Raw genomic sequence first — 20,965 nt, forward strand, 5'->3', positions numbered from 1 at the left:
ATCATGCCGCCTGCGCGGCCTTGTCCTTTCGGCGGGAGTCGTTCTCCTGGCGCCGGGAGTCGATCCGCGAGGCGTTCGGCCACCGCACGTCGTACGCCCACCCCAGCTGCTCGAACCAGCGGATCAGCCGCGCACTGGAATCCAGCTGCCCCTTCAGCACGCCGTGCCGCGCACAGGTCGGGTCCGCGTGGTGCAGGTTGTGCCAGGACTCACCGCAGGACAGGATCGCCAGCCACCACACGTTCCCGGAGCGGTCCCGCGACTTGAAGGGACGCTTGCCCACGGCGTGGCAGATGGAGTTGATCGACCACGTGACGTGGTGCAGCAGCGCCACCCGCACCAGGGAGCCCCAGAAGAACGCGGTGAACGCGCCCCACCACGACATCGTCACCAGACCGCCGACCAGCGGCGGGATCAGCAGCGACACCGACGTCCACAGGACGAACTGGCGAGAGATCCGGCGGATCGCCGAGTCCTTGATCAGATCCGGCGCGAACTTGTGCTGCGGCGTCTGCTCCTCGTCGAACATCCACGCCATGTGCGCCCACCACAGGCCCTTCAGCAGGGCCGGCACGGTCTCGCCGTAACGCCACGGCGAATGCGGGTCACCCTCCGCATCGGAGAACTTGTGGTGCCGGCGGTGATCCGCCACCCATCGCACCAGCGGACCCTCCACCGCCAGCGACCCCATGATCGCCAGCGCGATCCGCAGTGGCCGCTTCGCCTTGAACGATCCATGCGTGAAATAGCGGTGGAAACCGATCGTGATGCCGTGGCAGCCGATGAAGTACATCGCCACCAGCAGCCCCAGATCGAGCCAGCTCACGCCCCAGCCCCAGGCCAGTGGCACCGCGGCCACCAGCGCCAGGAACGGCACGGTGATGAACAGCAGCAGCGCGAGCTGTTCCACGGAGCGTTTGCTGTCGCCGCCCAGCGTCGCGGGCGGCAGCGCGCTCTCGGCGGTCTTCGGGGTTTTCTCGACGACTTCAGGGCCAGCGGTCATGTGGTGTCCCTCGCTGGGGGTCAGGGGCATGGCTACGGTTCCGTAACCTACGGTCTCGTAAGTATGGCAGTGCCGCCACACCGTACAAGGGTGTGACCGGCCCGACAGTCCCTCTCACAGAGCGGACGGTATGACCGCCCGAAAAGCGGAGATCTATTCTTGAGGCGTCGGACAGCGCGGTCCGCAACCCGCCACAAAGGAGTGTCCACAAGACACCCACCAGCCCAGACGTGCTCAACACTGCAAGGAGCCGCACCTGTGAGCAGTGCCGACATCTCTCCCGACGCCGCACAGCAGACCCCGCGCCCCGGCGCCCCTGACGCGGCCGACACCGGCAACGGCGCCCTGCGCGCCGACATCCGCCGCCTCGGCGACCTCCTCGGCGAGACGCTCGTACGCCAGGAAGGTCCCGAGCTCCTCGATCTGGTGGAACGCGTACGCGCCTTGACGCGCACCGACGGCGAGGCCGCCGCCGAGCTCCTCGGCGACACCGACCTGATCACCGCCACCAAGCTCGTGCGGGCCTTCTCCACGTACTTCCACCTCGCCAACGTCACCGAGCAGGTGCACCGCGGCCGCGAGCTGCGCGCCCGCCGCGCCGCGGAGGGCGGCATCCTCGCCCGCACCGCCGACATGCTCAAGGACGCCGACCCCGAGCACCTCCGCCAGACCGCGGCCCACCTCGGCGTACGCCCCGTCTTCACGGCCCACCCCACCGAGGCCGCCCGCCGCTCCGTCCTCACCAAGCTCCGCAAGGTCGCCGAGCTGCTGGAGACCACCGACGCCGGCGACCGCCGCCGCGCCGACCTCCGCCTCGCCGAGAACATCGACCTGATCTGGCAGACCGACGAGCTGCGCGTCGCGCGCCCGGAGCCCACCGACGAGGCCCGGAACGCGATCTATTACCTCGACGAGCTCGGCCGCGGCGCCGTCGGCGACGTCCTCGAAGACCTCGCCGCCGAGCTGGAGCGGGCCGGCGTCAAGCTGCCGCCCGGCACCCGCCCCCTCACCTTCGGCACCTGGATCGGCGGCGACCGCGACGGCAACCCCAACGTCACCCCCCAGGTGACCTGGGACGTCCTCATCCTCCAGCACGAGCACGGCATCACCGACGCGCTGGAGCACATCGACGAGCTGCGCGGCGCCCTCTCGAACTCCATCCGCAACTGCGGCGCCACCGAGGAACTCCTCGCCTCCCTCCAGCAGGATCTGGAACTCCTCCCCGAGATCAGCCCCCGCTACAAGCGGCTGAACTCCGAGGAGCCCTACCGCCTCAAGGCCACCTGCATCCGCCAGAAGCTCGTCAACACCCGCGAGCGCCTGGCCAACGACACCCCGCACGTCACCGGGCGCGACTACCTCGGCACCGGCGAGCTCCTCGACGACCTCACCCTGCTGCAGACCTCGCTGCGCGAGCACCGCGGCGGCCTCGTCGCCGACGGCCGCCTGGAGCGCACGATCCGTACGATCGCCGCGTTCGGCCTGCAGCTCGCCACCATGGACGTCCGCGAACACGCCGACGCCCACCACCACGCCCTCGGCCAGCTCTTCGACCGCCTCGGCGAGGAATCCTGGCGCTACGTCGACATGCCACGCGACTACCGCCGCAAGCTCCTCGCCAAGGAACTGCGCTCGCGCCGCCCGCTGGCCTCCACCCCCGCCCCGCTGGACGCGGCCGGAGCCAAGACCCTCGGCGTCTTCGAGACCATCCGCAAGGCCAAGGCCACCTTCGGCCCCGAGGTCATCGAGTCGTACATCATCTCCATGTGCGCCGGCTCCGACGACGTCTTCGCCGCCGCCGTCCTCGCCCGCGAAGCCGGCCTCATCGACCTGCACGCAGGCTGGGCCAAGGTCGGCATCGTCCCCCTCCTGGAGACCACCGACGAGCTGAAGATCGCCGACCAGCTCCTGGACGAGATGCTCTCCGACCCCTCCTACCGACGCCTCGTCGCCCTCCGCGACGACGTCCAGGAGGTCATGCTCGGTTACTCGGACTCCTCCAAGTTCGGCGGCATCACCACCTCCCAGTGGGAGATCCACCGCGCCCAGCGACTCCTCCGCGACGTCGCCCACCGGCACGGCGTACGACTGCGCCTCTTCCACGGCCGCGGCGGCACCGTCGGCCGCGGCGGCGGCCCCTCCCACGACGCGATCCTCGCCCAGCCCTACGGCACCCTCGAAGGCGAGATCAAGGTCACCGAGCAGGGCGAGGTCATCTCCGACAAGTACCTCGTGCCGTCCCTGGCCCGCGAAAACCTGGAACTGACCGTCGCGGCCACCCTGCAGGCATCCGCCCTGCACACCGCGCCGCGCCAGTCCGACGAGGCGCTGGCCCGCTGGGACGCGGCCATGGAGAAGGTCTCCGAGGCCGCCCACGGCGCGTACCGCAAGCTTGTCGAGGACCCGGACCTGCCGACCTACTTCCTCGCCTCGACCCCCGTCGACCAGCTCGCTGACCTGCACCTGGGCTCGCGGCCCTCCCGCCGTCCCGGCTCGGGCGTCTCCCTCGACGGCCTCCGGGCCATCCCGTGGGTCTTCGGCTGGACCCAGTCCCGCCAGATCGTCCCCGGCTGGTTCGGCGTCGGTACGGGCCTGAAGGCGGCGCGCGAGGCCGGCCTGGACTCCGTGCTCGACGAGATGCACGAGCACTGGCACTTCTTCCGCAACTTCCTGTCCAACGTCGAAATGACGCTGGCCAAGACCGACCTGCGGATCGCCCAGCACTACGTCGACACCCTCGTGCCCGACGAGCTCAAGCACATCTTCGACGTCATCAAGGCCGAGCACGAGCTCACCGTCCAGGAAGTCCTGCGCATCACGCAGGAGACCGAACTGCTGGAGGCCAACCCCGTCCTCCAGCAGACCTTCCGCATCCGCGACGCCTACCTGGACCCGCTGTCCTACCTCCAGGTCTCCCTCCTCGCCCGCCAGCGCGAGGCCGCCCAGCGCGGCGAGGAAGCCGATCCGGTACTGGCCCGGGCCCTGCTGCTCACCGTCAACGGTGTCGCGGCGGGTCTGCGCAACACCGGCTGACCTGCCGCACACGAAAGGGCCGGGCGCCGCTCCCCGCGGCGCCCGGCCCTTTCGGCTCAACTCACAGCCTCACAGCGTCACGAACGCCGCCACCAGCAACGCGGCCCCCGCCAGACCGACGCCCCACGCCGTCCGCCTCATACGAAGCCCCCCGGCCACCACCAGCGAAGCCAGCAGCAGCGCCCCGCCCAGCGGCGCCCACGCGTACAGAATGCCGCCCGGCCCCGTACGCACCGCACGATCCGTATCGGGCTCCACCGTCACCTCGACCAGCTGCCCCTTCTCCGGAGCCGCCGCCTCCGCGAGCACGACCTTCGCCCGCCGCTCACCGTCCCCGCCCGTCGGCACGTACGGACCCCAGCAGCTCTCCTCGCCGCACGACGCCACCGTCATCGTGCCGCGCTCCTTCGCGCCCACGAGCATCGCGTACTGCGCCGTACCCCACGACGTCCACCCGCCCGCCACCAACAGCAGCAGCGCGAGCAGCGCCATCAGCAGGTTCTTCACGACGAGCAGCAGCCCGAACGCGCTCTCACCCGCCCGCTTGGTACGGCTGCGCTTCTTGGACCCTGTCGAACCTGTCCTGGACATGGCGGCGATCCTTGGTCATGCGAGTACGCCCGGTCAACTCGATCAGAACGCTTCGTCAGGCGTCGTCCCGCACTGTCCCGCTCAGGAGTTGTAGGCCGATTGCGCCCGTTCCAACCCCTCTGTGACCAGCGCCTCCACCGCATCCGCCGCCCGGTCCACGAAGAAGTCCAGCTCCTTGCGCTCCGCCGACGAGAAGTCCTTCAGCACAAAGTCCGCCACCTGCATCCGCCCCGGCGGCCGCCCGATCCCGAACCGCACCCGGTGGTACTCGGCACCCATCGACTTCGTCATCGACTTCAGCCCGTTGTGACCGTTGTCCCCGCCACCCAGCTTCAGCCGCAGCGCCCCGTAATCGATGTCCAGCTCATCGTGGACCGCCACGATGTGCGACACCGGGATCTTGTAGAAGTCGCGGAGGGCCGTCACCGGACCGCCGGAGAGATTCATGTACGACGAGGGCTTGGCCACGATCACCCGCCGGCTGTTCGGCCCCGGAGGACCGATCCGGTCCTCCACCACCTGCGCCCGCGCCTTGTGCGCCTTGAACCGGCCGCCCATCCGCTCCGCCAGCAGATCGGCCACCATGAACCCCACGTTGTGGCGATTGGCGGCGTACTCGGGACCGGGATTACCCAGCCCCACCACCAGCCACGGGCTCGCCGAGTCCTCACTCACCGCTGCACTCCTGCACGTAAGAAACAGTACGTAAAAAAACCGCCGCCCCGCTCGCAACGAACGGGACGGCGGCGGAAGAACCAGAGACGGAAACCGTCGGACGCGGCGACCGTCAGAGGTGGTCCGAGGCTCAGGCCTCGGCGCCCTCCTCGGCCTCGCCCTCGCCCTCAGCGGCGGCCTCGGCCTGCGCGGCCACGACCTGCAGGACGACCGCGTCGTCCTCGACGCCCAGGGAGACACCGGCCGGCAGCTTGATGTCCTTGGCCAGCACCGACTGACCGGCGTCCAGACCCGCGATGTCGGCGGTGACCGACTCGGGGATGTGGGTGGCCTCGGCCTCGACCGGCAGGGTGTTCAGCACGTGCTCGAGCAGGTTGCCACCCGGGGCCAGCTCGCCCTCGGTGTGGATCGGCAGCTCGACCGAGACCTTCTCGCCCTGGCGGACCAGCAGCAGGTCGACGTGCTCGATGATGCCGAGACGGATCGTGGCGCGCTGCACGGCCTTCGGGATGACCAGCTCGCGCTTGCCCTCGATGTCCAGGCTGATCAGCACGTTCGAGTTCTTCAGCGCCATCAGGGTGTCGTGGTGCGGCAGCGCCACGTGACGCGGCTCCGAGCCGTGACCGTAAACCACCGCGGGAACCTTGTCCTCGCGACGCAGACGGCGGGCGCTGCCCTTGCCGAACTCGGTACGCAGCTCGGCGGAAATCTTGACCTCGGCCATGATGCACTCCTCGTAGTACTTCAACGGATCTGACGACCGTCACCCGGCCCACGACAGACCTGCTACGAAGAGCGCGTCGATAACGGACAGCCGTACATACGAGTACGGCCTCCCTCGCCGAGCAACTCCGTGAGTCTACCCGGCGGGGAGGCCGCCCTCGAAATCGATCTCCGCAGTCCCTACGCGGGGACCGGGATCACTGCTCCTCGAAGAGGCTCGTCACCGAGCCGTCCTCGAAGACCTCGCGGATCGCACGGGCGATCGTCGGGGCCATCGACAGCACCGTGATCTTGTCCAGCTCCAGCTCACCCGGAGTCGGCAGCGTGTTCGTGAACACGAACTCGCTGACCTTGGAGTTCTTCAGGCGGTCGGCCGCCGGGCCGGACAGGATGCCGTGCGTGGCGGTGACGATGACGTCCGCCGCGCCGTTCGCGAACAGGGCGTCGGCCGCGGCGCAGATCGTGCCACCGGTGTCCACCATGTCGTCGACCAGGACACACACCCGGTCCTGCACGTCGCCCACGACCTCGTGGACCGTGACCTGATTCGCCACGTCCTTGTCACGCCGCTTGTGCACGATCGCCAGCGGCGCGTCCAGCCGGTCGCACCAGCGGTCCGCGACGCGTACACGGCCGGCGTCGGGAGAGACGACCGTCAGCTTGTTCCGGTCCACCTTCGCGCCCACGTAGTCCGCCAGCACCGGCAGCGCGAACAGGTGGTCCACCGGACCGTCGAAGAAGCCCTGGATCTGGTCCGTGTGCAGATCCACCGTGACGATGCGGTCCGCACCCGCCGTCTTCAGCAGATCCGCCACCAGACGCGCCGAAATCGGCTCACGGCCACGGTGCTTCTTGTCCTGACGGGCATAACCGTACGAGGGAATGACCACGGTGATGCTCCGCGCCGAAGCGCGCTTCAGAGCATCAATCATGATCAGCTGTTCCATGATCCACTTATTGATGGGAGCCGTGTGGCTCTGCATCAAAAAGCAGTCCGCACCACGCGCCGACTCCTGATAACGGATATAGATCTCACCGTTGGCGAAGTCGAAAGCCTTCGTCGGGACCAGGCTGACACCCAGCTGGTGAGCAACCTCCTCCGCCAGCTCGGGGTGGGCGCGGCCGGAGAAGAGCATCAACTTCTTCTCGCCGGTCGTCTTGATCCCGGTCACAGCAAATCTCCTTGCCAAGCTCTCAAACATGAGGGCGCTTTGCCTGCGCCGACCACGTTGCGTGCGCTTATCACGGTACGCCCCGCACGGCGCACCCGTTGCCCGGTCACTGCTCGCCCTCACTCTTCTGACGAGCAGCCGAAGCGGCCTGCGCGGCGGCGCTTCCCGGTCGCTTACGAGCGACCCAACCCTCGATATTCCGCTGCTGACCACGCGCGACAGCCAGCGAACCCGGGGGCACATCCTTGGTGATCACGGAGCCCGCCGCGGTGTACGCGCCGTCCCCGACCGTGACAGGAGCCACAAACATGTTGTCCGACCCCGTCTTGCAGTGAGACCCCACCGTCGTGTGATGTTTCGCCTCACCGTCGTAATTCACAAAGACGCTCGCAGCACCGATGTTGGTGTACTCGCCAATGGTCGCATCCCCCACATAAGAGAGATGCGGCACCTTCGTACCCTCACCGATTTTCGCGTTCTTCATCTCCACATACGTGCCGGCCTTCGACTTCGGCCCCAGCTCCGTACCCGGACGCAGATACGCGTACGGACCCACACTCGCCCCCGGCCCGACCCGCGCCCCGTCCGACACCGTGAAAGACACCACAGCGCCCTCATCGACGTACGTGTCCGCCAGCCGCGAATTCGGACCCACCTCGGCGAACGCCCCCACATGCGTACTGCCCAGCAGCTGCGTACCGGGGTGCAGAAGGGCATCCGGCTCGAACGTCACCGTCGCGTCCACCCACGTCGACGCCGGATCCACCACCGTCACACCGGCCAGCATCGCCGCTTCCAGCAGCCGGTCGTTCAGCAGCCGGCGCGCCTCCGCCAGCTGCACACGGTTGTTGATCCCCAGAATCTCCCGGTGATCCGCCGCGACCGCCGCACCCACCCGGTGCCCGGCCTCCCGCACGATCCCCAGCACATCCGTGAGGTACTCCTCACCCTGGCTGTTGTCCGTCCGCACCTTGCCCAGCGCGTCGATCAGCAGCCGCGCGTCGAACGCGAACACGCCGCTGTTGATCTCCCGGATCGCCCGCTGCGCGTCGCTCGCGTCCTTGTGCTCGACGATCGCGGTGACGGCCCCCGTGGCCTCGTCCCGCACGATCCGGCCGTACCCGGTCGCGTCCGGCACCTCGGCCGACAGCACGGTGACGGCGTTGCCGTCGGCGGCGTGCGTCTCGGACAGCTTCTTGAGGGTCTCCCCGGTCAGCAGCGGCGTGTCGCCGCACACGACGACCACGGTGCCGTCCAGCTCCACGCCCGGTGCACCGGCCGCACCGGAACCGCCGGAGGTCAGCTCCTCCAGCCCCATCCGGACGGCGTGCCCCGTACCGTTCTGCTCCTCCTGCACGGCCGTACGGACGCCCGCGTCGATCTCACCGAGATGCGCGATGACCTGCTCACGGGCGTGACCCACGACCACGACGAGGTGCTCGGGGTCCAGCTCACGGGAGGCGGCGACGACATGGCCGACGAGGGAGCGGCCGCAGATCGCGTGCAGGACCTTCGGGGTCGCCGACTTCATGCGGGTGCCCTCACCCGCTGCGAGAACGACGACGGCTGCCGGGCGGTTGGCGCTCACGGGGATGCCCTTCGGCTTCTTGGCTACTTCGGGTGGTGGACACCCGAAGGATACCGGTGCGTATTGCAGCCGAAACGCGGACGGGTCCCGACGCCACCGTCAGGACCCGAACCGAGCAGTTGTACAGCCTGGCTCCCCCGCAAGGATTCGAACCTTGACCTGCCAAGACCAAAACTTGGTGTGCTGCCTGGTTACACCACGGGGGATCAGTGCGTCAGACCATACCTGAGAGCCGGTCGATCCCGGGGGCTGCCGCCCAACCTGAGATGCCTTGCCACCAACCTTCCACCTGCCGGTACAGCCGAGCACTGTTCGTGACGTAGATCCTCAGGCAGCCACGGTAGGACGGTCCCCGGTTCAGACGGTTGGTTCCGGGGTTGTCGTGCCGGAGGCTCGGCTTGAGGAAGTCCTCTGCCGGCACCCCGGTGATCTCGGACCAGAACCGGGTGGCCTCGGTCAGATCGGCGGAGTCGTGGATGTGCAGGCTGCACCGCATCCGGTGCCGCTCGACGCCGAGCAGCTCCAGCCAACGCACATAGACCTCGATCATGTGCGGATCGCTGTTGATGAAGGTGAGGCTCTCGCGGCGAGCGTAGGTCTTGTCCTTGGAGCCCTCAGCCCAATAGAGGGCGGCTCCGATGAGCAGCAGCTCCCGGTCATCGATGTCGCCGACCTGTCGCGAAGCCTCGCTCGTCAGCCGCTCCCGTTCTTCGTCCCGACTCGCGCGGAAGGCGGCCTGGGCCCGCTCCAGGCGCTGCATCTGCGGGACCTTCTTCCACCGCGGGGCGGGTTTCGGCAAGTCGCGTACCCACGCGGAGATGGAGCTCTTGGAGACCCCGAGCTCCGCTCTGATCTCGTCGTACGTCATGCCCTGCTCTCGCAGCGCGCGGGCCTTCAGGCGCAGGTGATCCTTCGCATTGGGGCGGCGAGCCCAGTCCGGCGGGGTGCCGGGCCGGCCGAGGTCTGGGTCGTGCAAGGAGCCGAAATTCGTCCCGGTGTTTGTCACAGTGCAAAGCGTCGCGGTCGCCGTGGACAGATGTGCCGAAAATGTGGGTGATTCGCTGGTTCGAGGGAAAGGCGTAGGTACTGGTCCGTAACGGACGGGCTACGTGGTGGTGGGCGTGGCCGGAAATCGGGGGCGGGCGCCCGTAGGGTGGGCGGTATGACCGCGACGGGGGTAAGGGACGCCGGGGGCGTCAGGGGTGCGCCGGGTGGCGGGCCATGGTGGTGGGAGAGCCGCCGCAGCGCCGCGTTGGATGTGTGTCTGGCTGTCGCTTCGGCGGTGGAGTGCGTGCTGGAGGGGATCCAGTTCGCGGAGGAGTCCCGGCTGCCGGTGGCGGTGGGGATCGTGCTCGGGGTGCTGGTCGGCCCGGTGCTGCTGCTGCGCCGCAAGTGGCCGATTGTCGTCGTGCTGGTGTCGATCGCGGTGACGCCCGCGGAGCTGGGCGCGCTGCTGGGGATCGTGGGCCTGTACACGTTGGCGGCGTCGGACGTGCCGCGGCGGTTCACGGTGTTGCTGGCGGGGATGTCCGTCATCGGCACGCTGATCACCACGATCTTGAAGATGCAGCAGGACGTGGCGTCGCAGGAGGACTTCGATCCGCCGTGGTGGTTCGTGCCGCTGGTGTCGATGGCGCTGGGTCTGGTGCTGACGGCGCCGCCGGTGCTGCTGGGGCTGTACGTGGGGGCGCGGCGGCGGCTCGTGGAGAGCCTGCGGGAGCGTAACGACGGCCTGGAGCGGGAGCTGATGCTGCTCGCGGAGCGCGCGGAGGAGCGTGCGGAGTGGGCGCGTAACGAGGAGCGGACGCGGATCGCGCGGGAGATGCACGACGTGGTGGCGCACCGGGTGAGTCTGATGGTGGTGCATGCGGCGGCGTTGCAGGCGGTGGCGTTGAAGGATCCGGAGAAGGCGTCGCGGAACGCGGGTCTGGTGGGGGACATGGGCCGGCAGGCGTTGACGGAGCTGCGGGAGATGTTGGGGGTGCTGCGTACGGGGGAGGGCGCGGGGGCGTCGGTGACGGTGTCGGACGAGCCGGAGCGGCTGGTGGCGGTGGCGTCGAAGCTGTCCAGGACGTCGCAGGCGTCGCAGGTGGCGGAGTCCGCCGGGCCTGTGACGGGGGCGGCCGCGGCCGGGGACGTACTGGCGGGCGGGGACGTATTGGTGGAGGGCGCGCCGGGGGCGGTGCGGGCGCGTGCTGCGCGTGGTGGTCCGGCGGCGGGGCGTTCGGAGGCCGAGGGGGAGGGGCCGTCGCTGGCGGACGTGGCGGGGCTGGTGGAGCAGTCGTGCGCTGCGGGCGCGGTGGTGGAGCTGTCCGTGGAGGGGGAGGTGCGGGCGTACGGGTCGGGGGTGGAGCAGGCGGTGTTCCGTGTGGTGCAGGAGGCGTTGACGAACGTGCACAAGCATGCGCCGGGGGCGCGGGTGCGGGTGCGGTTGGCGCATCGCGAGGGGGAGGTCGCGGTGCAGGTGGAGAACGGTCCGTCGGAGCGCGGGGCGGCGGATGCGGGGCTGCCGAGTGGGGGGAACGGCCTGGTGGGGATGCGGGAGCGGGTCAATGGGCTGGGTGGTGTGTTCGTTTCGGGGCCGACGGAGGCGGGCGGCTTCCGGGTGTCGGCGGTGCTGCCGGACGGGGTGGAGCGGTAGGCCCTGCCGCGGTGGAGCGTCAGGGCCTGGCGGGACGGGGCGCGGGGTCCGCCCCGCCGGGGGTGCGCGTCGCGTCAGCCCGTACCGACCGCCGTGCCGTACCGAGACGACCGTCAGGCCGTGCCGACCGTAAGCCGGGTCGGCCGGGTGCCCAGTACGAGCGTGGCGAAGGCCTGGTCGATGTCGCGGCCGAGGTACCAGTCGCCGGTGTGGTCGAGGCTGTAGACGCGGCCTTCGGCGTCGATGGCGAGGGTGGCCTGGCTGTCGGCTTCGCGGCCGAGCGGTGCGACGTGGGTGTCCAGGGCGCGGCCGAGGTCGCCGAGGGTGCGGGCGAGGTGGATGCCGTACAGCGGGTCGATCTCGAAGGGCGTGGGGGCGATGTGCCGGCCGGGTCCGGGCGCGTTGATGCGGAGGGCGCCGAATTCGGCCCAGGCTTCGACGGCGGCGGGGAAGACGGTGTGCCGGTGGCCGCCGGGGGAGGCGTATTCGCGGAGCGCGTCGGCCCAGCGTTCGGCCTGCTTGATGTCCCAGTGGCCGGGCTGCCAGCCGGCTTCGTGCAGGGCGGCGTCGACGGCGACGGGGAAGCGGGTGGTGGCACCGGCGGCGCGGTCGTACGCGGTGGTGGGTGGGGTCATGGTGCGGTTCAGCTCCCTGCCGCGGAGAGGCCGACGGGCATGACGCCGAAGAAGGCCAGGAGGGCGTCGCAGGAGCGGCAGGGCGCGGCGTAGTGGCCGTGCTGGGGGTCGCCGTCCTCGCGGATGTGGCGGGCGGTGAGTTTGGAGTGTTTCAGGGAGCGGCGGGCTTCGCCGTTGGTGAGCGGTTTTTTGGACTGGCGTTTGGAGCGGTTCGCTTCGACGGCGGTGAGGTGCCGGGAGAGCAGGACGGCTTCGGGGCAGCGGCCGGTGAAGCGTTCGCGCTGTGCGGTGCTGAGGGTGTCCAGGAAGTCCTGGACGAGGGGGTGGAGCGCGGGGGGCTGTTCGGACTTGCTCGCGGTGCAGGTGAGGGTTGTGCCGCGGACGGAGAGGGCGGCGGCGACGGTGGGGAGGATGCCGTCGCGGCGGTGCCGGAGTGTGGGCGGCCCGTCGTTGTCGGCGGTGGCGCTCCAGCCGATCCGTGGGTCGCCTGCGGGGTGCGCGGATGACGGCGCGCCTTGTTCGGCGCTGCCTGCGCCGGCGACTGTGGCGGTCCGTGCGGCGGACTGTGCGGTGGTGCTCATGCGGTGCTTTCCCTCCCTGCATCCCCCCGTCTGCGGGGGTCAGCCTGCCAAACGCGCTGGGTGTTGCGGAAGTCGGGCATGCCCAGTGGGTGTCACGGGTCGGTGCCGGTCCTTGTCGCAGGTCTGTGACAGTCGGCCGGTCGGGGGTGTGGTGGCACGGATGTACGAGGGTGTGGTGGTGCGGGTGTGACCGTCCCGAAAAGGGGCTCGACGGGTGGCCGGTGGACGGTCTGCGGGGGCGGGCGGGGGCGGGTGCGGTGGTTGCCGTAGCGCTTAGGCTGTGCGGCAGTAGCCAGTTCCAGCCAGGGGGCAACCGCCATGACGACAGGTCGGCTCGGGCAGAGCGCCGCGCCACCGAACACGGCCTACGCCGGGCAGGTCGTGCATTTCCCGGACCCGGTCCGGGCCGCGCGCTTTCCGCGGGGTGTACGGGTGGACGGTTCGGGTTTTCCGGACTTTTCTCCGTATGCGCGGGCGGCGGCGGAGATCGCCGAGCCGCCGGAGGGTTTCGGGGTCGACGAGCTGCGGCTGACGGACTTCGTGTCGGCCAACGCCGCCCTGCACGCGGCGGACCACGAGCTGTGGGAGGACGTGCCGTCGGTGGCGACGCCGCACGGCTGGACGTGGCACCACGTGGCGGGCACGCGGCGCATGGAACTGGTGCCGGTCGAGGTGAAGGCGCTGCTGCGGCACCACGGCGGGCTGGCGACGGCGGCGGTGGACCACGAGAAGCGCGGGACGCGGCCGTTGCAGGAGACGCGGCCGACGCACTTCGGGCTGCCGCACCGTGATGTGTCGGTGCCGGAGGACGCGGTACTGCAGGCCGAGGAGGCGCTGGGGTACCGGCTGCCGGGCGCGTACCGGGCGTTCCTGAAGGCGGCGGGCGGCTGCGCACCCGTAGGCGCGGCGCTCGATGCGGAGCTGGGGCTGCTGGTGGACCAGCCGTTCTTCACGGTGCGGGACGATGCGGCCGTGAACGACCTGGTGTACGTGAACAAGTGTCTGCGGGACCACTTCACGAAGGACTACCTGGGCGTCGGGTTCGTCCAGGGCGGTGTGATCGCGGTGAAGGTGCGCGGGGACGCGACGGGGTCGGTGTGGTTCTGCGCGTACGACGACGCGCGGGACCGGGACGGCTGGTCGGTCCAGGAGCGGGTGGAGCGGCTGCTGTTGCCGTGCGGCGGGGACTTCGATGAGTTCCTGGAGCGGCTCGCGGGCAATCCGCCGGAGCTGGAGACCGTGGCGAACCTGATGGTGGACGGTGGCTTCGCGCGCGCCGTTCCGGTGGAGGGGTGAGGCGCGATGGTGACGTTCGCGCAGGCGCAGGAGCGCGCGGAGCGCTGGGTCAACGGTGAGGTGCCGGCGTACCAGCAGCGTGAGGTGAAGGTACGGGAGTTCGAGCTGGGCTTTGTGGCCTGGGCGGAGGACCGCGAGGGCGGGCCGGCGGTCGGCGGTGGCCGGCAGCGGCTGGTGATCGCCCGGGACAGCGGGGAGACGACGCTGTGGCCGGGGCTGCCGGTGGGTGAGGTGATCCGGCGGTACGAGGAGGAGTACGGCGGGGTGCCGGAGGCGGCGCCCGCGCCGGAGGTGCCGCGGCAGCGGATCGATCTGGAGCAGACGTCGTTCCTGCTGACGCCGCCGGAGTGGCTGCAGGAGGCGGCGGACGCGATCGGCATTCCGGAGCGGGGGGCGTCGGCTCCTGGCGCGCCTGCCGCTGCGCCCGAGCCGGAGCCGGTGGCGGAGACGCCTGCCGCCGCGCCGGAGCCGCAGCCGGTGGCGGAGTCGCCTGCCGTCGACGAGGCCCCGGCGGCTGTCACTCCCGCCGCCGGTACGTCTCCCAGTACTTCCGCCGCCCCCTCCTGGGAGGGCACGGACATCACCGCGGACGACGACGGTGACGACCGGTCGGTGGGGCTGCCCGCGACAGTGTTCGCGCCGCCGCTGGACATCGAGGACGCGGGTGCGGTGCGGCCGGATGCCAAGACCGAGCTGCTCCAGGGGGGCAGCCGGCTGCCGCCCACGGCGGTCGAGCCGGCCATCGAGGAGCCGAGTGCCGCCGCTCCCGTAGCCGCTCCCAAGCTCTCGGACCTGCCGCCGCCGTCGGGCCCGGCGGTCACGCACCTGCCGCCGCCTCCGGGGGCGGCCGCTGCGCCCGGTACGCCGCCTCCGCCACCCGCTGCTCCCAGTACGCCGCCGCCCGCCGCACCTGGTACGCCGCCGCCCGCGCCGTCCGGTGCGCCGGGAGGCGGTGGTTACGTACCGACGCAGATGGTCTCCCAGCTGGAGGACCCCGACGCCACCGGCCCGTCCGGCGCGTCCGGCGCGCCGGACGCGGCCGAGGGCTCGCAGCCCGCGCCGCCCGGCCCTCCGCCGGCCCCCGGTGCGCCGGGTACTCCCGGTGCTCCCGGTACGCCCGCTGGTGGCGTGCACGCGGCTGCCACGATGCTGGCCGACGGCTCGTCGCTGCCCGGCAACGCCGGTGCGGCGAAGAGCGCCGGCGACGGGCCGCCGCCCCCGTCCCCGCCCGGTGTGCCCGGCGCCGCCGGCCCCGGTACGCCTCCGCCGCCGCCCGGCGCCCCGGCCACCCCGCCGCCGGGCGCTCCCGGCACCCCCGGTGGTGGCGTGCACGCCGCGGCGACGATGCTCGCGGGCCCCGGTACGCCGCCGCCCGCAGGCCCCGGTGCGCAGCCTCCGGCCGCCCCTGGTGTGCAGCCTCCTGCTGCCCCCGGTACGCCGCCGCCCGCTGCCCCCGGTATGCAGCCTCCCGCCGCCCCCGGTATGGCGCCTCCCCCCGCCCCTGGTGCGCAGCCCCCGGCCGCTCCCGGTATGCAGCCCCCCGCTGCCCCCGGTATGCAGCCTCCCGCCGCTCCTGTGGGTCAGCCCGGTGCCCCGGCCGCTCCTGCTGGGCCGCCTCCGGCGTACGGATACCCGCAGGCGCCGCCGACCGGTCAGCCGACCGTCGGTCCCGGGTACATGGCCGTGCTGCGTTACCGCGCGCACGACGGGTCCGAGCAGCAGATCATCCGGCGTTCGGCGCCCGGTACGCCGCATCCGGAGTGGCAGATCCTGCACGAGCTGCGCGGGCTCAACGTGCCGCCGCAGCAGGTGCTGGAGCTCCACACCGAGCTGGAGTCCTGCGATCTGCCGGGCGGTTACTGCGCCCGGATGATCCGGGAGACCTGGCCGCAGGTGCGGATCAGCCACACCGCCGCGTACGGCCACGACCACGCCTCGCGGCAGCAGGGCGTACGGCATCTGGTGGAGCATCAGGGCGAGCTGCACCAGGTGGCGGACGGGCCCGCCCGTCCGGCGCCGGTGCGCGTGCCGCTGCCGCACCCGTCGCAGATACAGCTCGCGCCGCCGGTCCCGCCGCAGACGATCGGGCAGGAGCTTGAGCAGGCGTTCGGGCCGCAGGGCGTCTTCCGCTTCGACCAGCGCGCCGTCTCCCGGCAGGGCGTGCCCGACGTGGTGGGGCAGACCCTGGTCTGGGCCGGTGTACCGGTCGATTTCGGCCCGTTCTTCTGGGGGCAGGCGCAGCCGGGCCGGCCGGTGCCGACGCTGGCGGAGCTGGCCCAGGAGCGGGGCGTGCAGCCGGCTCCGGACGCGGGCTCGTACCTGGTCATGGGCTCGGACTTCGGCCGTCAGCTGTGTGTGCAGTACGGCACGGCGCACATCGTGGCGGTGCCGCTGGAGGCCGGCCCCGGTGGGCAGGCGGCGACGCCGCAGTTCGTGAACACCGGGCTGCCGGAGTTCGTGCGCTGCATGGCGATGCTGGGCCGGATGTGGCGACTGCGGTACGGGCTGACCCCGGAGCAGGCGGGCCGCTGGACCACCGACTTCCAGGTGCAGCTGGCGGCCCTGGACCCGGCGGCGCTCGGCTCGCCGGAGACCTGGTGGTCGGTCCTCCTGGAACAGATGTGGGACGGCCTTCTGTAGCCGGGGGACGGCCCTCCTGTAGCCGGGGGACGGCCCTCCTGTAGCTGGGGGCGGCCTTCTGCAGCGGTGGGGCGGCGGCGCTGAGCGCGCTGTCGCCCGTACGGCCGTGACGGTGTGTCATACGTGGCGCTCGACCTGCGAGGCGGGTCGGGCGCCACGATCATTCCGGTATGGCCCCACCGTCCTCGCCGTCCCCACCGTCGCGGTCCTGGCCGCGGCGGATCGCGCTCCTGGTGACCGTGCTGGTGCTGCTGGCCCTGGCGCTGGCGGCCGCGCTGTTCTTCTGGGCGGGCGGGCAGCTGCGCCAGATGGACGCACTCAGCGGCTACTCGGACCGGCCGGCCGCGGGCAAGGGCACGAACTGGCTTCTGGTGGGCTCCGACAGTCGGCGTGATCTGACCGCACGCCAGCAGCAGGAGCTGCATGTGGGCCATGATGCGGTGCGCAACACGGACACGGTGATGCTGCTGCACTACGGGGACAGCGGCCCGTATCTGGTGAGCCTGCCGCGGGACAGTTATGTCGCGGTGCCGGGACACGGCAAGAACAAGATCAACGCCGCGTACGGGCTGGGCGGCCCGAAGCTGCTCTCGCGCACCGTCGAACAGGCGACGGGCCTGCGCGTGGACCACTACGCCGAGGTCGATTTCATCGGCTTGGTACGGGTGGTGGACGCGCTGGGCGGAGTACGGCTGTGCCTGGACGCGCCCCTGAAGGACGAGAAGTCCGGCGCCGACTTCCCGGCGGGCTGCTCGCAGATGAACGGCACGCAGGCGCTGGCCTACGTACGGGCCCGTTACAGCGATCCGAAGGGCGATCTGGGACGGGTGCAGCGTCAGCGGCAGCTGATCAGCGCGGTGTCGGAGAAGATGCTCGGCCCCGGGACGCTGCTGAACCCGTTCCGGACGGTGCCCGCGCTGGACGCGGCGCTGGCGGCGGTGCGCGTGGACGGCCGCACCGGCGTGGTGGACCTGACGCAGATGGGACTGTCGATGAAGCAGGTGGCGAACGGCTCCGGGACGGCCACGACGGTGCCGGTCACCGGCCCGGGGACGGTGGTCGCCGGCGCGGGCGACGTACTCGTGTGGGACGCGGAGCGGGCGCGGCGATTGTTCCGTGCCCTGCGTACCGACGAGCCGATTCCGACTTCTGCTGAAAAGTAACGCATCCTTGGGCAGTGATAGGTGCGGAGTGTCGCGTTATGGGCGCTTCGGAACAATCAACAAAGATGTGCGCCGGACCACGTCACTGTCGGAGAGGGGCTTTGAGGGATGAGTGCATCGGTGTCGCCTCACGGATTCGAGGTCGTACGAGGGCGTGGTTACCGTCCGGCGGACGTGGACCGCAGAGTCGAAGGGCTCTCCCTGGACCGCGACTCCTGCTGGGAACGGGCGGCCCGTCTCACCGTGCTGGCCAACGAGATGACCGCCGAGCTGGAGCGGCTGCGCGAGTACCTCGCCCATATGCCGCCCCAGACGTACGAATCCCTGGGCGAGCAGGCCCGGCTGATCCTGACCACGGTGGAGTCCGAGGCGGACCGGCTGCGCACCGAAGCGGCGGCGGACGCCGAACGACTCCGGGAGGAGGCGGCGGACTACGGGCGGGAGCAGGGCGACGCCGCCGACGCGTACGCGCTGAAGCTGTGTCAGGACGCCGAGGACGCCGCTGTACGTGCCGAGGAGGCCGCGGAGGCCGAGGCGCGGACGATGGTCGAGGAGGCCGCCAGAGCCGCCGAGGAGGCGCGCCAGGAGGCGGAAGAGCGGCTCCGCGAGATGCGCCGGCGCACCGCGGAGGTCCTGGAGGACCAGGAGAAGAGCCTGGCCGAACAGTGGGCGGCGGCCGAACAGGAGCTGGCCGAGCGCGAGCTGGCCATACAGCAGCGGATCTCGGACATGGAGGAGCGCGGCGAGGAGCGCATCGCGGAGGTGCAGCGCCACTACGCCAGGATGGAGGAGTCCGCGCGGCACATCGATGAGGAGGCCGCGGCCCGCGCCGCCGAACTGATCGCGGAGGGCGAGGCGGAGGCGGCCCGCGTCGAACGCGCCACGGAACGCGTCCTGCGCGAACACGAGGAGCGCCGCGAGGAACTGCGCTCCCACATGGCCCACGTACGCAGCAGCCTGGCCACCCTCATGGGCAAGGACCCGGACGCGGCGGACCAGGAACACGAGCAGGAGCACGAGCAGGAGCACGTGCAGGGGTACGAACAGGAGCCCGCCGCCGGGGACGGCGTACGGGGGCACACCGACGCGCCGTACGAAGAGCATCGGGACGCGCCGTACGAAGAGGCCCCGGGCGCCGGGTACGAAGAGGCCGCGAGCGCTGCGTATGAAGGCGGCGCGACCGCTGCGTACGAAGGCGGCGCGACCGCTGCGTACGAAGGCGGCGCCAACGCTGCGTACGAAGAGGCGCCCGCCCCAGAAGCGGTGCCCGCCTACGAAGCCGCGCCCGCCCCCGAAGAGGCCCCCGCCAAGCGTGGTGTGGACCCCGATGAGGAAGACACGCTGGAGACCGAGCTGCCGCGTACGGAGAGCTGAGCGCCGCCCGCCTCAGTCCTTCTCGGCGGGAGCGGGCGCGGCCTCCCCCTCGCCCCGCGCGTCCGCGTGGACGGGGAAGCGGCGCGGGGCGAAGAGCAGCGCGGCCAGGGCGAGCAGCCCGGCGAGGGCAGCGCCGTAGTAGACGTGCTCGACCGTGGTGTCCACGGCGCGCCGCAGGTAGTCGGCGGCCTGCGCGCTGAGCGTGCCGGCGTGCTCCAGCGCGCGGGAGACGGCGTCCAGGTCGTCCGGCAGCCCGGCGCGGATGCCGGCGGGCGCGTCGGCCAGCCGCCCGGCCAGGGTGGCGTTGGCGACGGCCCCGAAGAGCGCGGCCCCGACGGACTGGCCGACCTGGCGGCAGAAGAGGATCGAGGCGGTGGCGGTGCCCCGTTCGGCGTATCCGATGGAGGACTGCACTCCGATGATCAGCGGCAGCTGGAACAGCCCGAGGGTGGCGCCCAGCGCGAGCATCAGCAGGGCCGGTTGCCACGCCGCACCGGGGTAGGGCAGCTGCGGGAAGGCCAGCAGTACGAGCGTGGCCGCGCCGATGCCGAGGAGCGCGCAGGTGCGGATGCCGAAGCGGTTGTAGACGTGGCTGCTGAGCGCGGCCGCCACCGGCCAGCTCATGGTCATGGTGGACAGCACGAAGCCGGCCGCGATGGGGCCGAGGCCCAGTACGGCCTGCGCGTAGGTGGGCAGGAAGACGGTCGGGGCGACCATCAGCAGCCCGAGGGCGCCGAGCGCGAGGTTGACGGTGGAGATGGTGCGGCGGCGCCAGACCCAGCCGGGGATGATCGGTTCTGCGGCGCGGCGTTCGATCAGTACGGTGGCGGCCGCGCACAGGGCGCTGCCGCCCAAGAGGAGCAGCGAGGGTGCGGACAACCAGGGCCAGGCCACGCCGCCCTGGACGAGCGCGGTCAGCAGCAGCCCGCCGCAGGCGAAGATGGCCAGCGCGCCGGGCCAGTCGATGACCGGACGGGTCGTACGGGAGCGGTGCGCGCGGTCCTCAAAGAAGTGGCGCAGGACGAGCCAGAGGGCGAGCGCGCCGACCGGCAGGTTGACGAGGAAGATCCAGCGCCAGTCCGCGTACGCCGCGAGCAGGCCGCCGAGCGCGGGCCCGGCCACGGAGGAGGTGGCCCAGACGGTGGAGAGCTTCGCCTGTATGCGCGGCCGCTCCTTCATGGGGTACAGGTCGGCGGCGATGGTCTGCACGGTGCCCTGGAGGGCGCCGCCGCCGAGGCCCTGCAGGATGCGGAAGGCGATCAGCGAGGCCATGTTCCAGGCGCCCGCGCACAGCAGCGAGCCGACGAGGAAGATCACGATGCCGGCGACGAGGACGGGCTTGCGGCCGAAGGTGTCGGAGAGCTTGCCGTACACGGGCAGGGTGACGGTGACGGCCAGGAGGTAGCCGGAGAAGAGCCAGGAGAAGACCGAGAAGCCGCCGAGGTCGCCGACGATCTGCGGGACGGCGGTGGCGATGATCGTGGAGTCCAGGGCGGCCAGCGCCATGCCGAGCATGAGGGCGGCGACGACGGGGCCGCGACGGGTGGCCGGAGCCGCGGCGGCCGCGGGCGCGGCCCCGGGCGCCTGCGGTGCTTCCGGCGCCTCCGGTGCCTGTGGTGCGGCGCCTGCCGTCCGCTCCGGTTCCGTCCGTCCGCCGGTGCCGCTCACCGTGCCCCCTCCGCCGTATCCGTGTACGGGACACCATTCCACGCGCGGCCGGAATGCGGTACGGGGCTTCTCGCCCGTCGAGACGGTGCCGCGCCGTCGCGACCAGCCACGGCGGCGCGCGCCGGTGCCGCGCTCCCGTACCACCCCGATGACCCCATCCGCACCGCGGCCGGGCGTACGCT

Annotated in this window: 16 protein-coding genes and 1 tRNA gene; 6 read left to right on the plus strand and 11 right to left on the minus strand. The window is 71.3% G+C overall.

The window, feature by feature from the left end:
* Position 1: 1 nt before the first annotated feature.
* On the minus strand, positions 2–1,003 hold the full coding sequence (locus AB0I82_RS27250) for a fatty acid desaturase (protein WP_363259961.1): 1,002 nt from the start codon (positions 1,001–1,003) through the stop codon (positions 2–4).
* A 345-nt stretch (positions 1,004–1,348) separates the two neighbouring features.
* Between AB0I82_RS27250 and ppc the strand changes: the two genes are divergently transcribed.
* Positions 1,349–4,036, plus strand: coding sequence for a phosphoenolpyruvate carboxylase (gene ppc / locus AB0I82_RS27255; protein WP_363260026.1), 2,688 nt, complete (start codon positions 1,349–1,351; stop codon positions 4,034–4,036).
* Positions 4,037–4,105: 69 nt separating this feature from the next.
* Here ppc and AB0I82_RS27260 read toward each other — a convergent pair whose 3' ends face one another.
* The 7 genes from AB0I82_RS27260 to AB0I82_RS27290 form a co-directional block, all read right to left on the minus strand.
* Complete coding sequence (locus tag AB0I82_RS27260; RefSeq protein WP_363259962.1) at positions 4,106–4,627, minus strand: hypothetical protein; 522 nt, start codon at positions 4,625–4,627, stop codon at positions 4,106–4,108.
* 81 nt (positions 4,628–4,708) lie between these two features.
* Positions 4,709–5,302, minus strand: coding sequence for an aminoacyl-tRNA hydrolase (pth, locus tag AB0I82_RS27265; protein WP_363259963.1), 594 nt, complete (start codon positions 5,300–5,302; stop codon positions 4,709–4,711).
* Positions 5,303–5,432: 130 nt separating this feature from the next.
* Positions 5,433–6,026 (minus strand): 50S ribosomal protein L25/general stress protein Ctc, encoded by a 594-nt coding sequence (locus AB0I82_RS27270; protein ID WP_363259964.1) that lies wholly within the window; start codon positions 6,024–6,026, stop codon positions 5,433–5,435.
* A gap of 196 nt (positions 6,027–6,222) precedes the next feature.
* Complete coding sequence (locus AB0I82_RS27275; protein ID WP_030262165.1) at positions 6,223–7,197, minus strand: ribose-phosphate diphosphokinase; 975 nt, start codon at positions 7,195–7,197, stop codon at positions 6,223–6,225.
* Between the two features lie 106 nt (positions 7,198–7,303).
* On the minus strand, positions 7,304–8,785 hold the full coding sequence (gene glmU / locus AB0I82_RS27280) for a bifunctional UDP-N-acetylglucosamine diphosphorylase/glucosamine-1-phosphate N-acetyltransferase GlmU (protein WP_363259965.1): 1,482 nt from the start codon (positions 8,783–8,785) through the stop codon (positions 7,304–7,306).
* A gap of 129 nt (positions 8,786–8,914) precedes the next feature.
* Positions 8,915–8,991: transfer RNA gene (locus tag AB0I82_RS27285), tRNA-Gln, on the minus strand.
* 8 nt (positions 8,992–8,999) lie between these two features.
* A complete protein-coding gene (locus AB0I82_RS27290; protein ID WP_363259966.1) occupies positions 9,000–9,791 on the minus strand; it encodes a helix-turn-helix transcriptional regulator in 792 nt (263 codons plus the stop codon).
* Between the two features lie 156 nt (positions 9,792–9,947).
* Between AB0I82_RS27290 and AB0I82_RS27295 the strand changes: the two genes are divergently transcribed.
* Positions 9,948–11,426: a histidine kinase gene (locus AB0I82_RS27295; RefSeq protein ID WP_363259967.1), complete on the plus strand. Its 1,479-nt coding sequence runs from the start codon at positions 9,948–9,950 to the stop codon at positions 11,424–11,426.
* A gap of 113 nt (positions 11,427–11,539) precedes the next feature.
* Here AB0I82_RS27295 and AB0I82_RS27300 read toward each other — a convergent pair whose 3' ends face one another.
* Together AB0I82_RS27300 and AB0I82_RS27305 are read right to left on the minus strand one after the other, a co-directional pair.
* Complete coding sequence (locus tag AB0I82_RS27300; RefSeq protein ID WP_363259968.1) at positions 11,540–12,061, minus strand: SUKH-3 domain-containing protein; 522 nt, start codon at positions 12,059–12,061, stop codon at positions 11,540–11,542.
* Between the two features lie 8 nt (positions 12,062–12,069).
* The gene (locus AB0I82_RS27305; RefSeq protein WP_363259969.1) at positions 12,070–12,642 is read right to left on the minus strand and encodes a YwqJ-related putative deaminase; all 573 of its coding nucleotides are present in this window, start codon (positions 12,640–12,642) and stop codon (positions 12,070–12,072) included.
* A 318-nt stretch (positions 12,643–12,960) separates the two neighbouring features.
* Here AB0I82_RS27305 and AB0I82_RS27310 point away from each other — a divergent pair, with 318 nt between their 5' ends.
* The 4 genes from AB0I82_RS27310 (at position 12,961) to AB0I82_RS27325 (ending at position 19,115) form a co-directional block, all read left to right on the plus strand.
* Positions 12,961–13,938, plus strand: a complete 978-nt coding sequence (locus AB0I82_RS27310; protein ID WP_363259970.1) for an SMI1/KNR4 family protein — start codon at positions 12,961–12,963, stop codon at positions 13,936–13,938.
* A gap of 6 nt (positions 13,939–13,944) precedes the next feature.
* The gene (locus AB0I82_RS27315) at positions 13,945–16,578 is read left to right on the plus strand and encodes an SUKH-4 family immunity protein (RefSeq protein WP_363259971.1); all 2,634 of its coding nucleotides are present in this window, start codon (positions 13,945–13,947) and stop codon (positions 16,576–16,578) included.
* A gap of 170 nt (positions 16,579–16,748) precedes the next feature.
* On the plus strand, positions 16,749–17,741 hold the full coding sequence (locus AB0I82_RS27320; RefSeq protein WP_363259972.1) for an LCP family protein: 993 nt from the start codon (positions 16,749–16,751) through the stop codon (positions 17,739–17,741).
* A gap of 174 nt (positions 17,742–17,915) precedes the next feature.
* The gene (locus AB0I82_RS27325) at positions 17,916–19,115 is read left to right on the plus strand and encodes a cellulose-binding protein (protein WP_363259973.1); all 1,200 of its coding nucleotides are present in this window, start codon (positions 17,916–17,918) and stop codon (positions 19,113–19,115) included.
* A 12-nt stretch (positions 19,116–19,127) separates the two neighbouring features.
* Here AB0I82_RS27325 and AB0I82_RS27330 read toward each other — a convergent pair whose 3' ends face one another.
* Positions 19,128–20,630, minus strand: a complete 1,503-nt coding sequence (locus AB0I82_RS27330) for an MFS transporter (protein ID WP_363260027.1) — start codon at positions 20,628–20,630, stop codon at positions 19,128–19,130.
* Positions 20,631–20,965 lie beyond the last annotated feature (335 nt).

This window comes from Streptomyces sp. NPDC050315, from assembly GCF_040655775.1.
Taxonomy (GTDB): Bacteria; Actinomycetota; Actinomycetes; order Streptomycetales; family Streptomycetaceae; genus Streptomyces.

Excerpts from the sequence above, each read along its gene's own strand:
- AB0I82_RS27250 (WP_363259961.1), bottom strand. The coding sequence starts at position 1,003 with ATGACCGCTGGCCCTGAAGTCGTCGAGAAAACCCCGAAGACCGCCGAG.
- AB0I82_RS27260 (WP_363259962.1), bottom strand. The coding sequence starts at position 4,627 with ATGTCCAGGACAGGTTCGACAGGGTCCAAGAAGCGCAGCCGTACCAAG.
- AB0I82_RS27270 (WP_363259964.1), bottom strand. The coding sequence starts at position 6,026 with ATGGCCGAGGTCAAGATTTCCGCCGAGCTGCGTACCGAGTTCGGCAAG.
- AB0I82_RS27295 (WP_363259967.1), top strand. The coding sequence starts at position 9,948 with ATGACCGCGACGGGGGTAAGGGACGCCGGGGGCGTCAGGGGTGCGCCG.
- AB0I82_RS27300 (WP_363259968.1), bottom strand. The coding sequence starts at position 12,061 with ATGACCCCACCCACCACCGCGTACGACCGCGCCGCCGGTGCCACCACC.
- AB0I82_RS27305 (WP_363259969.1), bottom strand. The coding sequence starts at position 12,642 with ATGAGCACCACCGCACAGTCCGCCGCACGGACCGCCACAGTCGCCGGC.
- AB0I82_RS27310 (WP_363259970.1), top strand. The coding sequence starts at position 12,961 with ATGACGACAGGTCGGCTCGGGCAGAGCGCCGCGCCACCGAACACGGCC.
- AB0I82_RS27315 (WP_363259971.1), top strand. The coding sequence starts at position 13,945 with ATGGTGACGTTCGCGCAGGCGCAGGAGCGCGCGGAGCGCTGGGTCAAC.
- AB0I82_RS27320 (WP_363259972.1), top strand. The coding sequence starts at position 16,749 with ATGGCCCCACCGTCCTCGCCGTCCCCACCGTCGCGGTCCTGGCCGCGG.
- AB0I82_RS27330 (WP_363260027.1), bottom strand. The coding sequence starts at position 20,630 with ATGCTCGGCATGGCGCTGGCCGCCCTGGACTCCACGATCATCGCCACC.